This is a genomic window from Acinetobacter sp. YH01024 (assembly GCF_013420195.1).
GTDB classification, from domain to species: domain Bacteria; phylum Pseudomonadota; class Gammaproteobacteria; order Pseudomonadales; family Moraxellaceae; genus Acinetobacter; species Acinetobacter amyesii.
Genome location: NZ_VOYQ01000009.1, coordinates 1 through 18,675, shown reverse-complemented (window position 1 = coordinate 18,675; position 18,675 = coordinate 1). Strand labels below are relative to the sequence as shown.

The following is an 18,675-nucleotide window of genomic DNA, read 5'->3' as shown; positions in this document are numbered from 1 at the left end:
AAAACCTAGTCTGAGCGCATTAGACTAGGTTTTTTCTTATGCGCATCATTCAACGAATACATCACAAGCTCAATTGGTCACGCCGTCGCTATGTGGGTGTGGTCATTGGTTTATTGGTTTTAGGTTATTTGGCATCGGCAACCTATCACACGCTAAAACCACTCCCTGAAGGGCTGAACTACACGGGGAAACTTCGCCATGCTGAAGTGAACTTTTTAGTGGATGAAACCTATATTGATGCGCAAGGAAAGCAGCAACAGGAACATCGCATTTTTAAAGAAATGCTAAAAATGATCGAAGAAGCACAGTCGACCATTGTGTTGGATATGTTTCTCTTTAATCCGCAAGTTGGCGACTCTCAATTAAAACACGAACAATTAACACAGGAGCTGACCGATGCGCTGATTTTGAAGCGTCGTCTATCTCCTCAAGTGGAAATTTTTGTGATTACTGACCCGGTCAATTCGGTATATGGCGGCATTCAACCTGAACATTATCGTCAATTACGGCAAGGGGGCATTGAGTTGATGGAAACCAATTTGGTACCGCTTCGTGCTTCCAATCCAGCATGGTCTGGCTTTTGGTATATCTGCTGTCAAGATATTGGCAATAATCCTGAAAAAGGCTGGTTACCGAACCCATTGGGAACCGAAAAGGTGACGATCCGCAGTTATATGGATCTTTTCAACTTTAAAGCCAATCATCGTAAAACCTTGGTGGTCGATACCGTTGACGGTTGGAAAGGTTTGGTCACCTCTATGAATCCGCATGATGGTAGCTCACGACATTCTAATGTGGCCTTAACCGTCAAAGGCATGACCGCGATTGATCTGTTAAAGACCGAGCAAGCCGTTGGAATGATGTCCAAAGCCAATATTCCATTTGTGGTGATTAAGGATGTTGAAGCGGCGAAAACTCAGCCACAGGTTCAAGTGCTAACTGAAAAAGCAATTTATGATGCCACATTCGACTTAATTGATAGCGCGAAGAAAGCTGGAACTGAAATTGATATTGCCATGTTCTACTTGTCAGAACGTAAAATTATCAAAGCACTCATTGCTGCGCATGAACGTGGCGTGAAAGTTCGGGTATTACTCGATCCGAATAAAGATGCTTTTGGTCGTACCAAAAATGGTATTCCAAACCGTCCTGTTGCTTCTGAATTGCATGATGCTGGTATTGATGTGCGTTGGTGTAATACCCAAGGTGAGCAGTGCCATAGCAAGATGATTTTAAAACGAACAGCCTATCAGGCAGATATGATTTTAGGTTCTGCCAATTTCACAGCGCGTAACCTGAAAAATTATAATTTAGAAACGGATTTAAGAGTGATCGGTTTGAAAGACGCTCAAGTCTTTAAAGAGGCAAATCAGTATTTTAATACGGCTTGGTCAAACCGTGATGGTAAGCAGATGAGTGTGGATTACGATACGTATGCCGATGAATCTAAGTTGAAATATGTGTTGTATCGCTTTATGGAATGGAGCGGAATATCTACTTTTTAATTTTCCCCTCATCCTAACCTTCCCCCAAAGGGGGAAGGAATTCCCTCTCATTTCAGGAGAGGGTTAGGGAGAGGTGTATTTAGCAATTATTAATTCTTCGGTACAGGATTCGGCGGAACGATTTGATCTAAATCTTTATCCGTCATTTGATCCAATTCTTTAATATCGGTTTTGATTTTCCATTTATCTGCATCATCTACCGGTTGTGGCAAACGAGCTTCTAACCAGTCACAGATGACATCTGGTGGAAAATCGGCATGGTTACATTGAATCACCCAAGACAAGAATTGTCTTGCTTCGCCATTCATATATGGTGGCGGAGAAACAGGTAAAAATTGAGTCGGTAAGCGTTCATTTTTAGAAATATAGTTCAATACATGGCCCAATTCTTGAACAGTTTGCCATGCTAAAGGGTGATCTACATTAATTTGAAATTTAAACCACCAAGCAGTTTTACCATCGGTTCCGTACGAGTCAATCAGTTGTTCTTGAATACTTGGAACTTTAGAAAAAAATTGATGAAGTCGGTCAAAACTTAATTCAGACACAGCATTTGATCCACTACGAAATAAAAGGCATCTTAGCATATTCCGTCGAAAATCGAGTGCATGATCTGCTGATCAGAATCGGGTGGATGATTTAACAAATTATTGCATTTGATGGATTTTTATCCATTTTTTCTCCTACAATGGAATTTATACTGAGCGTATAAACCGTCGAGGAGAGCTTAAGTGAAAACCACATTATTCTATGCGATTGCAGGTGTGATGCTGATCAGTGCTTCAGCCAGTACTTTTGCGGAAAACAAATGGGCAAACTACCAAGGTGTGGATACGTCAAAACCACAACACCGCCCACCGTCGATGAATCGGCCTGGCTATCCGCAGCATGCGCCGAATTATCCTCAGTATCCAAGTCGTCCGCCAGTTTATCCGCAATATCCAAATCGACCTTATCCACAGTATCCTCAGAGTGGTATTAGCATTCAATACAATGCGCCGACCACCATTACTCAAAATTCGCAGAGCTATAGTTGGGTCATTGGCGATCCTGCCAGTGCCAGTATTTCCAGTTCGACCTATACTTTTATCAGTGATTGGAAACGGATTGGCTTGCCGGCCCCCCCAAGTGGCATGTATTGGATCTTTGAAAATGGTCGCTATGTATTAGTGCCGAATCGGTAATTTAATCTCCCCAAACCCCTCCTTAAAAAAGAGGGGCTTTAATAAGACTAAGCTAACTCATCATCTTGCGGACGTGGGGTTTTTCCTTCAGGCAGTGGCTTCTCGGAATGCTTATCTCGAATAACAGAAGGGTAGGTCCAAGAGGCATAGCGTACAATCAAAATGGCCGCAGCAAGAATGAGGATCGAACCTGTAGTAATGACCAATCCCATATCCGCTTTATGGTCATGTTGAATGTCCGAAATTAGTAAACGGGTCAGGGCAGTAATAGCAATATAAATCAGGAAGCGTACCGGCATGTGGTTGGTTTTAAAATAAATACCAACCATGGCACCGAGCTCAAGGTAAATAAACAATAATAAAATATCGTCAATCGTGGCGAATTGTTTAACTGTAATAATTTCAAAAATGGTATGACCCGCAGACCATAAAATCATACAGCCGATGACAAACAGTGCAAGATAATGAAAACCTTCTACAGCAATATTGCCAAAACGGTCAAGGAGGGCTTCAACTTTTTCTACTTTGGGATCACGGTGTTTCATATATCTTCCTCCTGTGTAAATTGCGTGAATATTCAATGATGAACTAGTCATTAAATACCAAGCAAATTTCATGCACATGAAGCGCATATGACAAAAATATTTTTTAGGTTTAATAAAGTTTTTAATGTTAAGTTTGAGCTTAAATTTTGTCCTATAAGAATGAAGCGACGATGTATCAACCAACGCATTTTAAACATGATGAACTCCCTGATCTGATTGATCTTATGCGTAAGTATGCTTTGGCGACAGTAATACTGACTGCACCCAATGGTGAGTTGGAAGTGAATCATTTACCACTAGAATATGACGCTGAGTCAGGCGAATTAGGTGTATTACGCGGTCATATTGCTAAGGCCAATCCAATGTTTGAATTGCTAAATCAGTCAGCGCAAGCCTATGTGATTTTTCATGCCGACGAAGCATATATTTCGCCAAATTGGTACGAAGGAAAACAAGAACATCACCGTGTCGTGCCGACATGGAATTATCGTGTAGTCCATGTTAAAGGCAAGATACGTAAAATTGCAGATGAAAAATATTTACGTGGAATTTTGGCTTGTTTAACTCGTACTCATGAAGCGACGCAACCCATGCCATGGAAAATGGGCGATGCGCCTCATGATTTTATTGCGGAACAACTGGAAAAAATTGTAGCAATTGAAATCGATATTCAGTCGATGATCGGGAAATTTAAAGTCAGTCAAAATCGCAGCGCTATAGATGCGATGAATGTGGAAAAAGCTTTGGAAAGGTCGAATGCTGAAATGGCGGAGTCGATCAAAAAATTTTATCCCATGAAATAACAGGCTAAATAATCATGCCCAATAGGATTGAAACTGAACGTTTATGCCTGAGAAAGTATCAGTTAGGAGATGAAATTTCATTATTTGATACATATTTTTCGAATATAGAAGCAACTCGTTATCTGCAGCGGTTGCCACATAAAACGATTCAACAGACTAAGAGTGTTTTAGAAAAGTGGGCAGATCATTATTGGTCGATACACAATCCTGATTTTGCATGGGTGATTAGTGATAAGAATACGCATTTAGCGATGGGCTTACTGTATTTCTTCAATCAAGACAACCATGGAGAAATACATTTTGGGTTAGGGGTGAATTTTCATGGTTGTGGTTATATGACTGAGGCTTTAATTGGGGGAATTAAGTATTTAAAGCAGAATCAGGTCACGAAGGTTGTTTCATCTTTTTGTGCTGAGGAACATCTAGCATCACAAAATGTCTTAATGAAGGCAGGGTTTAAACAAGATAAAGATACAACGCATTGGGCTACATTTCCAATGCTAGACGATCAGCTCCATCCTTGTTTTACATATCGAATGGAATTAGGTGATTGCGAATAAGTAAATATGCTTATGATTTTTTGAAAAAAGTTGTACTCAGTGGTTATGTAATAAGAGTAGTAGATGAATAAAAAAATGCCCGATAAATCGGGCATTTTTGATTTTGTACGGCTAATTAAGCTTGGTTGGTAAAGTAATCTTCAGAGAAGTTCATGATCACTTCAGAACCTGCTTTCACTTTGGCAATGCGTAAAGCCAATTCAGGCAAAATACGCTGCGTGAAGTAAAGAGTCAGTGCAAGTTTGTTTTGGTAGAACTCGCCATCTTTGTCTTTTGCTGCATCTGCAATGCGGGCAAACATATAGGCAAAGCTGAGCAGGCCTACAGCATGTAGGTAATCAACTGCTGCTGAGTTCGGGAACTCAATGTTTTCACGAGCAGCTTCAAGTACATATTGAGTCACAGCTTCAACTTCAGCTGCTGCATCTAAGGTTGCATCTTTGATGTAGTTCAAGCTGGCATCTAAGTTATTGGCAAAATCACGGATTTCTTGGATATATTCAGCAATGAATTCACCATTGCACTTAATGGTTTTTCGACCAATTAAGTCTTGCGATTGAACACCGTTGGTCCCTTCGTAAATCTGTGCAATACGGAGGTCACGGATACATTGTTCCATACCCCATTCACGAATAAAGCCATGACCACCGAAGACCATTTGCGCATCGAGTGTTGCTTGGAAAGCTGTATCAGTTAAATACGCTTTCGCAATCGGTGTTAATAGCGCAACACGGTTATTGGCTGCTTTGACTGCTTCTGGGTCAGTAGAGAACTTGGTAATGTCCAGTTGTTGACCAACATAAACCGCAAATGCACGAGACGCTTCATTGTTGGCACGTGCGTTCAGCAACATACGACGTACATCACCATGAACTAAGATGCTGTCTGCAGGTTTTGTAGGGGATTGCACGCCAGAAGCGCTGCGACCTTGTAAACGATCAGTCGCATATTGCGCTGCATTTTGATAAGCAAATTCAGAAGCACCTAGGCCTTGAATACCCATAGACAGACGTTCGTAGTTCATCATCACGAACATCGCTGCAAGGCCTTCATTTTCTTTACCAACCAGGTAGCCTTTCGCGCCATCAAAGTTCATCACACATGTGGCAGACGCTTTGATCCCCATTTTATGTTCAATAGAACCAGGGCCTACAGCATTACGCTCTCCCAATGAACCATCTGCATTCACCAAGAATTTAGGTACGATGAAGAGTGAAATTCCGCGTGAGCCCGCAGGCGCATCAGGCGTTTTCGCTAAAACTAAGTGGATGATATTTTCAGAAAGGTCGTGGTCACCGCCAGTGATGAAAATTTTCGTACCTGTAATGTTATAAGTACCGTCTTCATTACGTTCAGCTTTAGTTTTAATAATGCCTAAGTCTGTACCTGCATGCGGCTCAGTTAAGCACATCGTGCCTGACCATTCACCTGTGTACATTTTTGGCAAATAAGTTTCTTTTTGCTCTTGTGATGCATAGCTGTTTAACGCCATGCCTGCACCTACAGAAAGAAGCGGGTAGAGCATGAATGATGGGTTGGTTGCAAACAGCATTTCGTCAGACAGAACAGTCAGCATTTTTGGCATGCCTTGACCGCCCCATTCTTCATCTGCGCCTAGACCAATCCAACCGCCTTCTGCATATTGTTTAAATGCTTCTTTGAAACCAGCAGGAGTCGTGACATTGCCATTGCTATAGGTTGCGCCCTCTTCATCACCTGTGCGGTTTAAAGGATGAGTGACGTTTTGCGCAAATTTTGCCATTTCTTCAAGAATGGCTTCTGCAGTTGCAGCATCAACGTGAGCAAGATTTTCGTTGTTTTGCCAGAATTGTTCTGCTTTAAAAACATCATTTAAGATGAATTTCATATCTGCAAGCGGCGCATTATAAATTGGCATGTTCGTTCACCTGTTTATTGTTTGAATCTGTGGACTTGGGGCAATTTGTATCGGCACAAAGCGTGGAGAAAATTGACCAAAGTAAAATTATGGGACTATTTATAAAGAAAAAGGACTGCCAATGCTATGACCGTCCTTTCTCTATTTCTGCACTCAAGAGTACAATTTTTTGAATATGTTTTAGATATTCACATTAGAATGCAAAGTGTTCTGCATCCAATGCCATAAGAGGATCTAGGCCACCTGCGATCACTTCTACATGAGAGCGGACGCGCGGTAAGATTTTCTTGAAGTAGAAACGGGCAGTCGTTACTTTCGCATTGTAGAAATCAACATCTGTTGTTCCTGCAGCTAAAGTTTCTTGCGCAACTAGCGCCATGCGGGCCCATAGGTAAGCAAGCGTTACATAACCAGAGAAGTACAAGTAATCGACCGCAGCAGCACCCACTTCTTCTGGGTTTTGCATTGCTTTCATACCAATCTGCATAGTCAGGTCGCCCCATTCTTTGTTTAGCGCAGCAAGCGGCTCAACAAATTCTTTCATGGCAGCGTTGTCTTTGTTGGCTTCAACAAATTTATGGATGATCTTGGTGAAGTCTTTCAACATTGCACCTTGAGTACCCAATACTTTACGGCCTAACAAGTCAATTGCTTGAATTTCAGTCGTACCTTCGTACAAGCAAGAGATACGTGTATCACGTACGATTTGCTCCATACCGTGTTCTGAAATGAAGCCGTGGCCACCAAATACTTGAACACCGTGTTTTGCAGATTCAGAACCTGTTTCAGTCAAGAATGCTTTAGCAATTGGAGTTAATAATGACAAGATATTGTCAGAGAACTTACGTTCTTCTTCAGTTGCACCTTGTTCCACGATATCGGCATGGAAAGACAATAAGTAAACCAGAGCACGACCAGCTTCAGCAAATGATTTTTGCGTAAGCAGCATGTTGCGCACTGCAGGGTGCACGATAATTGGATCTGCTTCTTTTTCAGGTGCTTTAGGGCCTGAAAGTGAACGCATTGCCAAACGGTCTTTTGCGTAAGCAAGTGCACCTTGGAAAGCGCCTTCAGAAGCTGAAAGACCTTGTACAGCAGTACCGATACGTGCAGTGTTCATGAATGTGAACATGCAGTTTAGACCGCGGTTTTCAGGGCCAATCAAGAAGCCTTTTGCGTTATCAAAGTTGATGACACAAGTCGCGTTACCATGGATCCCCATTTTGTGTTCAATCGAACCACAACGTACAGCATTGCGCTCACCAATTGAGCCATCAGCATTTACATTGAATTTAGGTACGATGAATAATGAAATACCTTTCGTGCCTTTTGGTGCGCCTGGTAGACGAGCAAGGACGATATGGATGATGTTTTCAGCCATGTCGTGTTCACCAGCAGAGATAAAGATTTTCTCGCCAGAAATTGCATAGCTACCGTCTGCTTGTGGTTCAGCTTTAGAACGGATAATACCTAAGTCAGAGCCTGCATGAGATTCTGTTAAGCACATGGTACCTGTCCATTCACCTGAAACAAGTTTAGGCAGGTAAGCGTCTTTTTGTTCTTGTGAACCGTGGTGTTCTAAAGTACGTACAGCACCATGAGATAGACCAGGATACATACCCCAAGCCCAGTTCGACGTACCCACCATTTCTGAAATGATGTTACCTAGTGAAACAGGTAGACCTTGACCGCCATATTGTTCTTCAGCAGACAAAGACGGGAAACCAAGTTCGATATATTTTTGATACGCTTCTTTAAAACCAGTTGGTGTTGTGACAACGCCATCATTCCAAGTACAACCTTCACGGTCGCCGACTTGGTTAAGAGGAGAAAGTTCATTTTCACAGAAGTCAGCAGCAGCTTCTAGATATTGGTCAACCAACTCACGGCTTACGGTGTCTGAAAATGCAGGCAGTTGTGCATAGTGATCTTCTGCTTTTAATAGTTCATGCAGAACAAATTGCATATCACGTAAGGGCGCTTTGTATTGTGGCATATCGTTTTCCTCAATACTGGTTTCTACCAGCGTTAGTAATCCTAAATAAACATTTGAACGTGTCTTCAATGACACGTATTGGAATGGTTCTAATCGTGCAACATCTTCTTATTGGGTACAAGCATTTCAGGGTGATTTGTTGGTGACTGTAAAGTCAAAGAAATATCCCTTGAAAAAGCTAAGTGCATTGAGTGTAAACGCTTTTAGGTGAAAATGAATGACACAAATAGTCAAAAAGCGTAAAAAGATATGTCCAATAAAAAAGGCACTCATGGGAGTGCCTTTTTTATGCAATGATATCGCGATCTAAGTTTGGATTATTTCACTGGTGCTGGCGTTGGGGCAACAGGGGCTTTAGGTTGGAAACGCACTTCACATTTACCATTGATTTGCTGTTCGCCAACTTTAATGGCAACCGCACTGCCATCAGTCTTGCCTTGACATGCTTTCATAATCGCTTGTTGCTTCGCTTGGCGTTCTGCTAAACGTTGATCAAACTGTTTAGTCAGTTCTGCACGTTTTGCATCAGTCAGTGGCTCACCGCGTTGCATCTGACCACGTATGTCGCCACGCATTGGATGATGTTCACCGCGCATTGGTTTGTGTTCACCACGTGCTTTTTTCATGTCTTGACGGTCTGCTTTGAACACCATGGTACATGTACCATCAATATTTTTATCGCCAGCTTTTACTTGAACTGTTGAACCTGTAGCCTTACCATCGCAGGCTTTTTGCATATCAGCAAACACTTGACGTTGCTCGGCACGCATTTGTTTAAAATGTTCACGTTGCTCAGGTGACATACGACGATCTTGATCACCATGATGTTGTTTCATCATGCGGCCATGATCGTTATCTTTTGGTGCGGTTGTCGATTGACAGGCAGTGAGTGCACCCATGCTCAATACGCTTGCACCGATTAAAGCCATTTTAGTCATTTGTTTCATAGTCTTTACCCCCACCAGATTAGATATTTTTCCGATGGTTAAAGATTAAATAATAAAGATGTAGAAACAATGGAGAGTTTTTTAGTTGCGTGTTCGCTACAATAATGAATATAGAAGAAAAATGAGAGTTCTCTTTTGAAAATACGTCGTATCCCGATTGCCCTACGCTTGTTTCTGACTGTGCTGTTGACGACGCTCGTCATCACAACGGTAAGTCTTGGCGTTTTGCATTGGAATATGCAGCGTAATTTCACCAAATATGTGGCCGATGTCGAGATGCAAAAGCTTGACCATGTCATTGAAAATTTAGCCGATGTGTATACGGTCTATCATGATTGGGGCAATGCGATTCAGGCACAGATTCTGCAAATTGAAGGGCAGGCAGCACCAGATGACTATGATCGTCTCTCTCGGTGGTGGTTACGTCGTCAATATGACATTGCATTGCAGCAGCGCTATTTTCAAGATCATAGTTTGAATGCAGCATCGATGTTGGCAACGCCACAGCAAACGGCAGAACAAAAAACTGAAGAGCTAAAATGGCTTGAACAAAACTTACCGTCTGAGTTTCAACCCTTTGAAGGTTTAAAATTTCCTTTAAGCGCGAATCAAAATGTGTTCCGCCCCAAAGAGTCGAATGCGGATGAAAAAGATAAAGATGCCGGTCAATCCTCTCAAAACAATACCAACAATGGTGGTAAAAAACAGTTTATTCAAATGCCTGACCGCTTGGGCTTGAGTTCACGTTTATCTTTATATGATGCACAGCGCCAATTTGTGGTGGGTGAGCCGACAGATGAACAGATTTCTTATCGTCCGATTATGGTAAATAATCAAATCGTGGGGTATTTGGGGCTCAAACCTGTACTCGAGCAAGATGATGCGATCAGTATTAACTTCTTTAGTAAGCAAAAACGTTATTTGTTATTGGTTTATGTGCTGACATTTATTGCAAGTTTAATTGCTGCACTGTTATTGGCGACCTACTTTAAAAAACCGATTCAGCGTTTGTTAATGGGAACACGTGAGTTAACAAAGGGCAATTATCAACATCAAGTCGCGGTGAACCGTAATGATGAGCTTGGTGATTTATCGAATGAATTGAACCAGTTGGCTGTGATTCTCGATCAGCATGAAACGTCACGTCGTCAATGGGTGGCCGATACTTCACATGAATTAAAAACCCCATTGGCGGTGTTGCAGGCTCAAATTGAGGCGATGCAGGACGGTATTCGTAAGCCAACGCCAGAGCATTTTACTTCGATGTTGAATCAAGTCAGTAGTCTGAAAAAATTGACCAAAGATTTGGCTGATTTGGCGCAAGCTGATGCACAGCAATTAAATTGTTATCTCACTACGATTAATCCGTGGGATGTCGTTGTGCAGGAGGTTGAAAGCTTTAAACCGAAGTTTGAACAAGCCGATTTGAAAATTACAGCAACGGGCGATGGCACTTCATTACAATTAGATATAGACCGTTTTAAACAGATTATGGTCAACTTATTGGGTAACAGTATTCGTTATACGGAAGCTGGTGGTGAAGTGCATGTTCATACTGAGCAGGATGAAACCCAGTGGACCGTGTATGTTGATGACAGCCCATTTGGTTTAACTGATGAACAGTTGGCACGTTTAGGTGAGCGTTTCTATCGTGTGGATGATTCACGTACGCGTGCAACTGGTGGTACAGGATTAGGATTGGCGTTATCCGTAAAAATAGCTAGAGCATTGGGCGGAGAATTGAGTTTTGATCATTCTCCATTGGGCGGTTTGCGTTGCAAATTGACATTTCCCAAACAGATGAAATATTAAAAGGAAGCATGCATGAAACATATCATGTTGGTTGAAGATGAAGTGGAACTTGCACAGCTAGTGCGTGATTATCTAGAGGCTGCAGGCTTTGAAGTCAGCATGTTTCATGATGGTCAAGAAGCCTATGAGAGCTTCACGCAGCGTAAGCCGAGTCTAATGATTTTGGACCTGATGGTGCCACGTATGGATGGCTTAACCATTTGCCGTAAAGTCCGTGAGCAGTCTGATCTGCCAATTATTATGGTGACTGCACGCACTGAAGAAATTGACCGTGTATTGGGGCTCAATATGGGTGCTGACGATTATGTCTGCAAACCGTTTAGTCCGAAAGAGTTGGTGGCACGTGTGCAAGCGGTATTACGTCGTTTAGAACGTAAAGCAGAGCCAGAGGTGAATGATTTATTCCGTATGGACAAAGCACAGCAACGTATTTGGTATCAACAAAAAGCGTTGAGCTTAACGCCAACTGAGTTTCGTTTACTTGAGTTGTTTTTAGAGCATGTAGGGCAGGTGTATTCACGTGCGCAATTGCTTGATCATATTAACCCAGACAGTTTTGAAGTGGCTGACCGTGTGATTGATAGTCATATCAAAAACCTGCGTCGTAAGATTTCAGATGCAGCGGAAACTGGCAACCGTCATGAGTGGATTCAAGCTGTGTATGGCGTCGGCTACCGTTTTGAATATCCAGAGGATTAATGTTACTTTTTGTTCTTGAATCTTTTTTTAAAAGCCTTTAATTTTTAAAGGCTTTTTTATTTGTATTTTTAAGAGGGAAAAACATAATGATTTTAAAAAAAACCTTATTAGCAATAAGCTGTTCTGTAATTTTAACTGCATGTGGCGGTGGTGGCGGCGGGTCTTCTAGTAGCGGTGGGACTTCAGATAATGGCGGTTCAAATGGGGAAACAGCTAACCCATCAAATCCAGCAACAGATTTAGAGAAAGCTAAAGTATTAATCAAAACTACGAACAATATTATTGCCTATTTTGACAGTTTTAAAGGTTTGCAGTCTCAGTATGAGCCTGCATTTGATGCTGTAAGTAATGCAGGAAATGATATTAGTAATGCTTCTGATCTCATCATTACTTTAGCTTCATTGGCGCAGAAAGACGCTCAAGGTTCCACAAAAGACTATACCGCTGCAGAATTAGAGGCACTTTTAGAGGATGATGCGACCTATGGGGGGATATATTATCCAGATTATATTTTGAGCAAAAATGGTCTTAAAATCAGCGTAACACCGACTTCAGTTTCTGTTAATGGAAGTGTATCGGCTAAATATTGGATGGACTATATTTGGGATAGCAGTACTTTTACTGGAAAAGATGTTTTTAGCGATGCGGTTTTGATTACTGTAAGCAATTTAAAGTTGGATGCGCCATTCACAGCATCTGCAAAACAGCATGATTTTAAAATAGTTTCAGGCGGTAAAATCACAGCTAAAAATGCGGATGGATTAGAATCAAGCTTAGGGTTTAATAGCAACAGTACCGCTCAAGTTGTTTATGATACAGCTATCAAGCTGGAAGACTCAGAAAGTGAAAATGCTCCGGTTACGGCACAATTTAAATTTTTAAATGTTTTGTTAACAACTCAGAACGCGAAGCTGAATTTAACTGAACTTTCAAGCAAAGCTGCTCGAGTTAAATTCAAAAATGGTACTGAAACATTTAATCAAATTATTCCATATGAAATTATTTTGAAAGGTGAAGCTTTAAGCGGAGCAGAAAACTTAGGCTTAGATGCAAATATTAAGCTAAAAAATGATCTGACTAAAACCTTTGATATTACCCAAGGCGAATCTGCGGCTGCATTTATTAATGCAGATTTGACAGTTAATCTCTCTGGTAACGTAAAAGGTGGGGGGGCTGCTGTGAAGCCATTCAGTTTACTGCTTAACGCTAAAAGGAATGATTACCAAAAAGGGATAGCAAATCTTAAAGTTACAGTTGATCAAAATACATTAAATATAGATGTAAAAACTGACAATCTGATCGCGCAATCTCCAATTATCTGGTCAAGAGTATCTCATGCGAATGGTGCATTTGTAGAAATTCCAGATTTAGATCAATTCAGTTCTGCTGATATTAAAGTCGGTACTGTTAGCTACGGTACGATCAATAGAGTATCGAATAGCATTTATTCTGCGAAATTTACCGATAACACTGTGCTAATGATTGCACCATAATAATGAATTAAGGAGAGGGGGTAACGATGTTCCCCCTTTTTTCTATGTTGAAAAAAAAATTAGTATTATTGGGATTATCGCTCCCGTTTTATAGCTATGCACAAGAGGCTATCTATTATCAAGTGCAAGCAGATGTTTATAGTGAACCGTTAGCGATTCATGCATTTACAGATGATTGGGATGATTCTAAGTTTAAATCAGGAAAAAATGCATTTGCTCATGGTTTAATGCAATTGGGCGTAAAGCAGGGTAATTGGGATTTTAGCTGGATCTGGCGATATGACTATGCGCTCAATTTCAGTGAGGATACAGCAAAGCTTTATTATCAAATACAAAATGAACTGCCTATCGATGCAAACTCAACGTATGACTTGAGGCTTGAAGCACAGCATATTGATACTGTTGGGTCTCGGGCTGCCTATACATGGCCCATTAGTTCGAATTGGAATTTAGAAACGGGTATAACCGCGTTAATTGGGCGTCATTATATTGATGGTCATATTAATGCGCTAGGGGTAACGACAGATCAGCAAGAGCTTATGGACCGCGTCAAATGGCTGAATGGGAGCATAGATTACAGTTATGATCATCCTGCTTTGAAAGAAGATAAAATGGGCTGGAATGAGCAGGCGCATAGCGGGTATGGCTATGCCCTAGATGCGACTTTAAGAGGTGCTATTGCAAAAAATTGGAATTTAAAAATTAATATTCAGGATGCATTGGCATATTTATATTGGCAAGATGCTCCATACACACGATATAACATCAGCTATGATCAAGATAAGCGTCCACGGTTTGATATTCAGGGAGAGTTTGATAAAGATAAGACCTATGCGCAAAAGCTGCCATTTAAAATTTATTCGGATTTAAATTATGACTCAGAGCAGGCTTGGAGTTTAGGACTCAGTTCAATCTCAAATGAGTATATAAGTCTTTGGCAGCTCAATGCATATTGGAATACAGGGCTAATGTGGGGAATCCATTTTGAACCCCAAACCAATTCGTTTGGCCTTTCCGTCAAACATGAAAACTTTGGTTTTAAATACATAGCAGATTCATTCAATACCAACCAAGCAAAACGTATGGGCGCGCAAATATATGCGCAATATCTATGGTAAGTGCTGTTGGACCAGCGACTGTAAACAGATTAGCTTCTTTAGAATGTGTAAAGTTTTAAGCAGTTGTTTTATTTAACCGTATTGATATGTATTAAAAAAAGCTTTGCATTGTCATAATGGAATTTAAATTGTTCGGTTATGGATAAGTTTGAATTTATCTATAACCTTTTTTATTTATATCGTAAATTTTTTATTTTTTAAAGTTTTTATCAGTATTAGATATTTATTAGTATTCCATTTTTGAAGGAATGGGCATCCCTTAACAGCAAAACAATGGCAATTGGATGAATGATAAAAATCACATAAAAATGCGAAATTTGCGCATTTAATGAAAATTGGTTATTATTTTGCTTGAATATTGACCAGTATGTTTGGGCTGGCAGAGTTCAATGTAGAGATAACAATTTTAAAAATGGAAAATTAGAGGGCAGAACAGATGAAAAATATAGCATTTGCAAAAATAATAATGGTCACGGGTGTCTTGGGTTTAACGGCATGTGGTGGTAGTGATCGTGATGAGACAGGAAGCGTACCGTCAGAGCCAGTTGCCGATGCCATGGTACAAAAAAGTGTAGAAGAGCTGACGCTGTTGGATGTAAATAATCTTGCATTAAATGCTGCGTCGATTCAGATTTTAAGTGATGAAGAGTGGCAGAAGGTACAAGCAGGTAGTTTGAAAGCGACAATAAATGAAATCACAGCAGATGATTCTGAACAGTTATTTCCACCGATCAACAGTTTACCGACAGCGACTCATTTTAAAGGTCAAAGTTACCTTGCTAATGCTCAAGGCATCGTTAAGCTGCCTAAATTGGCTGCAGGCACATATTATGTTTTGGTCACTAAAAATGGACAGTCTGCAGTTTCAGCATTCTTGATCCATCCTAAAAATACCAATAAGAGCATTGTGCTGAATGTGATACTCAACTGTTTAGACCAAGACTGTCAGACCTTAAGCGATGCACCTGTCAATGATGCAGTAGTCGGTACGTTGTCTGGTCAGGTCATTTATAAAGGAAAGCCTTTAGCGAATGCGCAAGTCGCATTATCTGGCGGTGCTGCGACCAATGGTGCATTTGTCAGTGCAATTACCGATGCCAATGGCTATTTCACGCTTTCATTCAACGTATCAAATGCGCTGCTTGAAGCATTGAAAAATGCCACGCTCACCATTAGCGGTGCAGGAATTAATACTATTACGAAAAAAGTTACGGTCATTGCTTCTTCTGCATCGGGCTATCAATTTGAAGTGCTGCCTGAAACGACATCTGCAGATGCCATATGGCGTGAAACTTTTGAAGCGGACTCTGCTACTCGCAATGCATGGACAAGGTCGCAACCAAGTGTGGCTAATGTCGATTGGCAGTTGCTAAACAAAGGTCACAATATTCGTAATAATCAAGTGAATCAGCGTGTGCGCTTAGCACCAAATGACCAAAGTCAAGGTAAGGTACCTGAGCCACTGCAAGGCAATACAGCATATTGGTATGGTGACAAAGTAAATGGCAACTTTATTGGCGCTTTAAGTGATTCATCAACTGCTCTAGAATTTGATGGCGGAACATCTAATACCCACAATACGGGTGAGTTAATCTCACCTGTGATTAATCTAAGCCAATATCAGGCGCCTTTGAGTTTAAGCTTTAAAACATGGTGGGAAATTGAGTCGGTCAATCCAAATAATCAGGGATTCGATTTGATGAATATTTTAGTTTCTACCGACGGCGGCAATAGCTTCAAGACTTTGGCTCGATTAAACCCGCTGGCAGATCCATCCTCGGCATATGAGCGCGCGCCGATTCCATACAGTAATTTAGGCTTTAACCTCGCACCGGCTGCTGTTCAGCAAGAAGCAATTTCATTAGATGAATATGCAGGCAAGGCCAATGTTCAGCTGAAATTCCAATTCAGAACAGTCGATCAACTTTACAACGGTTTCCGTGGCTGGATGATTGATGATGTGGTGATTCAGAAAAAAGCCGGAACTTTCCCATTATTTGATGGTGCGAGTTTTGATGAAAATTCGGATAGTGTCTATCAGGACTATAGTGGCTTCGCTGCAAAACAAGCGGGCACTGTGCTGAAAAGCACGAAGAGTTATGCTCGGTGGGCTGAAGTGCCACAGCGAAAATAAAGATTTACATGACACCGCAGCATGAATAAATAGGTTTAGACGTACTGCATTCGCTATTAATTATCCATCAAGGGTGGTGAATGCTATAACAGCTCTCAATTGAGGGCCGTTAATATTTAAAGAGGCAATGTATTCAGCCACTTTAGTATACTGGCGGCTTATGCTTCCGGCTGTTCGAGTGGAATCTTATGGCCCGTATTGTTAATCCTATCAATTTGACCAAGTGCTATGGAGAAATGCAGCTCACGCGCTGTATTCCATAATGATTCATACAGAAATGATCTGCGAATATTTGGCTGCAAAGAGCTGCACAGGCTACAATCCACTTTTTTATAAGATGAGAACGTGTTGTGAGCAGCGAAATGCCTCAACTGCAGCGCCGATTAAAGAACCGTCATATTCAGCTGATTGCAATGGGTGGCGCAATCGGGACAGGGCTATTTTTAGGCTCTGCGCATATTATTGAGTCGGCTGGACCATCGATAATTCTGGGCTATTTGATTGGTGGTTTGATTGCTTTTCTGATTATGCGCCAGTTGGGCGAGATGATTGTACAAGAGCCAGTCACAGGTTCATTCAGTCATTTTGCTTTTAAGTATTGGGGCAAGTTTGCGGGCTTTTTAACGGGCTGGAACTACTGGATTCTGTATATTTTAGTAGTGATGACCGAGCTGACCGCGATAGGCAAATATATCAATTACTGGTGGCCGCATGTGCCTGCTTGGGTTTCAGTTTTGGTGTTTTTTGCTGTGATTACGCTAGCCAATTTAGCCAATGTCAAACTGTATGCAGAATCTGAATTTTGGCTGTCGATGATTAAAGTTGTGGCGATTGTTGCCATGATTATTTTTGGTATATATCTGCTACTTACAGCAGGCGCAGACTCTACCGCTTCGATTAGTAATTTATGGGTACATGGCGGCTTCTTCCCGCACGGTTTTGAAGGCTTATTCTACATGCTAGCCTTTATGATGTTTGCTTTTGGCGGCATTGAATTAATCAGCATGGCGGCGGCTGAAACTGAAAATCCTGATCAAAATATCCCGAAAGCGGTGAATCAGACCGTAATCCGCGTGTTCTTATTTTATATCTGTTCTTTGGCTGTATTGCTGTCGCTGGTGCCGTGGAACCAGTTGAAACTTGGTGGTTTAGATCGCAGTCCTTTTGTGATGATTTTTAATCAGATGGGGATTGATTGGGCGGCGCATTTGCTGAATTTTATTATTTTGACAGCCTCCGTTTCGGTCTGTAATAGCGGCATGTATGCCAATAGCCGCATGCTGCTTGGTTTGGCAGAACAGGGCAATGCGCCAAAAGCCTTTAAACAGGTGAATAAGCACGGGACACCGATTGCTGCGGTTTTATTTTCAGCTTTGCTGATTTTTGGCTGTGTGCTCCTGAATTATTTCTTGCCTGAAAAAGCATTGAGTTATTTGATTTATATCGTGGTGAGTGCTGCAGTGCTGAATTGGATGCTGATCAGCTTGATTCATTTGAAGTTTAGAAAAGCGATGCAGCAGCAGGCTATTCAAACTAAATTTCCTGCTTTATTTGCGCCGTTCACCAACTACTTTGTCTTAGTGTTCATGCTGATGATTTTGTACATCATGTGGAATCAGGGTTTTATGTTGTCGGTGCTGATGCAGCCCGTATGGATTTTATTGCTGTTTGTACTGTTTAAGGTGATGCAAGCAAAGAAAGTTTAATAAGATGGAGGCTTAGGGAAGAGCCTTTGTTTATTGCCACTAAAGAATGATTTTGAAAATTCTGACAAGGTAAGCAAATTGAGTGAACATTCAGATAAAGACTGCTCTAGTGTACTGAATTCTAGGATAAATTTATATAAGATTATGATTTAGATCTCTTTCATAAATCAAAAAACGATCTTCTTTTTGGTTAATATTTGCACTCCGGATTTCTTAGCATTCGTGCATAATCTGCGGATGAAATACATCGATTCAAACAAGCTTTCTGATCCTCAG

General features: G+C 41.1%; 15 protein-coding genes. 10 read left to right on the top strand and 5 right to left on the bottom strand.

Features of this window, described 5'->3' with window-relative positions; all coding sequences use genetic code 11:
* Positions 1-38: 38 nt before the first annotated feature.
* Entirely contained in the window at positions 39-1,505 is a 1,467-nt protein-coding gene (locus tag FTT88_RS06120) for a phospholipase D family protein (protein ID WP_180004575.1), read from the top strand.
* Positions 1,506-1,594: 89 nt separating this feature from the next.
* On the opposite strand, the gene FTT88_RS06115 is transcribed toward FTT88_RS06120, so the two are convergent.
* The gene (locus tag FTT88_RS06115) at positions 1,595-2,053 is read right to left on the bottom strand and encodes a hypothetical protein (RefSeq protein WP_180005494.1); all 459 of its coding nucleotides are present in this window, start codon (positions 2,051-2,053) and stop codon (positions 1,595-1,597) included.
* A 183-nt stretch (positions 2,054-2,236) separates the two neighbouring features.
* On the opposite strand from FTT88_RS06115, the gene FTT88_RS06110 reads away from it, so the two are divergent.
* On the top strand, positions 2,237-2,689 hold the full coding sequence (locus tag FTT88_RS06110; RefSeq protein ID WP_373683087.1) for an RcnB family protein: 453 nt from the start codon (positions 2,237-2,239) through the stop codon (positions 2,687-2,689).
* A 47-nt stretch (positions 2,690-2,736) separates the two neighbouring features.
* Here FTT88_RS06110 and FTT88_RS06105 read toward each other — a convergent pair whose 3' ends face one another.
* Complete coding sequence (locus FTT88_RS06105) at positions 2,737-3,234, bottom strand: phosphate-starvation-inducible protein PsiE (RefSeq protein WP_180005493.1); 498 nt, start codon at positions 3,232-3,234, stop codon at positions 2,737-2,739.
* A 170-nt stretch (positions 3,235-3,404) separates the two neighbouring features.
* On the opposite strand from FTT88_RS06105, the gene FTT88_RS06100 reads away from it, so the two are divergent.
* Together FTT88_RS06100 and FTT88_RS06095 are read left to right on the top strand one after the other, a co-directional pair.
* Positions 3,405-4,037 carry an FMN-binding negative transcriptional regulator gene (locus tag FTT88_RS06100; protein WP_180005498.1) on the top strand — a complete coding sequence of 211 codons (633 nt, stop codon included), beginning with the start codon at positions 3,405-3,407 and terminating at the stop codon, positions 4,035-4,037.
* A gap of 14 nt (positions 4,038-4,051) precedes the next feature.
* A complete protein-coding gene (locus FTT88_RS06095; RefSeq protein ID WP_180005492.1) occupies positions 4,052-4,597 on the top strand; it encodes a GNAT family N-acetyltransferase in 546 nt (181 codons plus the stop codon).
* 115 nt (positions 4,598-4,712) lie between these two features.
* On the opposite strand, the gene FTT88_RS06090 is transcribed toward FTT88_RS06095, so the two are convergent.
* From FTT88_RS06090 to FTT88_RS06080, 3 genes are all read right to left on the bottom strand, one after another.
* The gene (locus FTT88_RS06090) at positions 4,713-6,494 is read right to left on the bottom strand and encodes an acyl-CoA dehydrogenase C-terminal domain-containing protein (RefSeq protein WP_180005491.1); all 1,782 of its coding nucleotides are present in this window, start codon (positions 6,492-6,494) and stop codon (positions 4,713-4,715) included.
* Positions 6,495-6,687: 193 nt separating this feature from the next.
* Complete coding sequence (locus FTT88_RS06085) at positions 6,688-8,490, bottom strand: acyl-CoA dehydrogenase C-terminal domain-containing protein (RefSeq protein ID WP_180005490.1); 1,803 nt, start codon at positions 8,488-8,490, stop codon at positions 6,688-6,690.
* Between the two features lie 317 nt (positions 8,491-8,807).
* On the bottom strand, positions 8,808-9,437 hold the full coding sequence (locus FTT88_RS06080) for a hypothetical protein (protein WP_180005489.1): 630 nt from the start codon (positions 9,435-9,437) through the stop codon (positions 8,808-8,810).
* Between the two features lie 135 nt (positions 9,438-9,572).
* On the opposite strand from FTT88_RS06080, the gene baeS reads away from it, so the two are divergent.
* From baeS to FTT88_RS06050, 6 genes are all read left to right on the top strand, one after another.
* Entirely contained in the window at positions 9,573-11,249 is a 1,677-nt protein-coding gene (gene baeS / locus FTT88_RS06075; RefSeq protein WP_180005488.1) for a sensor histidine kinase efflux regulator BaeS, read from the top strand.
* A gap of 12 nt (positions 11,250-11,261) precedes the next feature.
* Entirely contained in the window at positions 11,262-11,948 is a 687-nt protein-coding gene (locus FTT88_RS06070) for a response regulator (RefSeq protein WP_111885370.1), read from the top strand.
* A gap of 86 nt (positions 11,949-12,034) precedes the next feature.
* The gene (locus tag FTT88_RS06065; protein ID WP_218946169.1) at positions 12,035-13,441 is read left to right on the top strand and encodes a hypothetical protein; all 1,407 of its coding nucleotides are present in this window, start codon (positions 12,035-12,037) and stop codon (positions 13,439-13,441) included.
* A gap of 26 nt (positions 13,442-13,467) precedes the next feature.
* Complete coding sequence (locus FTT88_RS06060) at positions 13,468-14,559, top strand: hypothetical protein (protein WP_233945001.1); 1,092 nt, start codon at positions 13,468-13,470, stop codon at positions 14,557-14,559.
* A 436-nt stretch (positions 14,560-14,995) separates the two neighbouring features.
* Positions 14,996-16,693: a DUF4198 domain-containing protein gene (locus FTT88_RS06055; RefSeq protein ID WP_257222654.1), complete on the top strand. Its 1,698-nt coding sequence runs from the start codon at positions 14,996-14,998 to the stop codon at positions 16,691-16,693.
* A 350-nt stretch (positions 16,694-17,043) separates the two neighbouring features.
* Positions 17,044-18,399, top strand: coding sequence for an amino acid permease (locus tag FTT88_RS06050; protein WP_180005487.1), 1,356 nt, complete (start codon positions 17,044-17,046; stop codon positions 18,397-18,399).
* Positions 18,400-18,675: the final 276 nt, after the last annotated feature.

Coding starts and splice junctions, on each gene's coding strand:
- FTT88_RS06070 (WP_111885370.1), top strand. CDS start 11,262: ATGAAACATATCATGTTGGTTGAAGATGAAGTGGAACTTGCACAGCTA.
- FTT88_RS06100 (WP_180005498.1), top strand. CDS start 3,405: ATGTATCAACCAACGCATTTTAAACATGATGAACTCCCTGATCTGATT.
- FTT88_RS06055 (WP_257222654.1), top strand. CDS start 14,996: ATGAAAAATATAGCATTTGCAAAAATAATAATGGTCACGGGTGTCTTG.
- FTT88_RS06080 (WP_180005489.1), bottom strand. CDS start 9,437: ATGAAACAAATGACTAAAATGGCTTTAATCGGTGCAAGCGTATTGAGC.
- FTT88_RS06065 (WP_218946169.1), top strand. CDS start 12,035: ATGATTTTAAAAAAAACCTTATTAGCAATAAGCTGTTCTGTAATTTTA.
- FTT88_RS06095 (WP_180005492.1), top strand. CDS start 4,052: ATGCCCAATAGGATTGAAACTGAACGTTTATGCCTGAGAAAGTATCAG.
- FTT88_RS06060 (WP_233945001.1), top strand. CDS start 13,468: ATGTTCCCCCTTTTTTCTATGTTGAAAAAAAAATTAGTATTATTGGGA.
- FTT88_RS06120 (WP_180004575.1), top strand. CDS start 39: ATGCGCATCATTCAACGAATACATCACAAGCTCAATTGGTCACGCCGT.
- FTT88_RS06090 (WP_180005491.1), bottom strand. CDS start 6,494: ATGCCAATTTATAATGCGCCGCTTGCAGATATGAAATTCATCTTAAAT.
- FTT88_RS06105 (WP_180005493.1), bottom strand. CDS start 3,234: ATGAAACACCGTGATCCCAAAGTAGAAAAAGTTGAAGCCCTCCTTGAC.
- FTT88_RS06085 (WP_180005490.1), bottom strand. CDS start 8,490: ATGCCACAATACAAAGCGCCCTTACGTGATATGCAATTTGTTCTGCAT.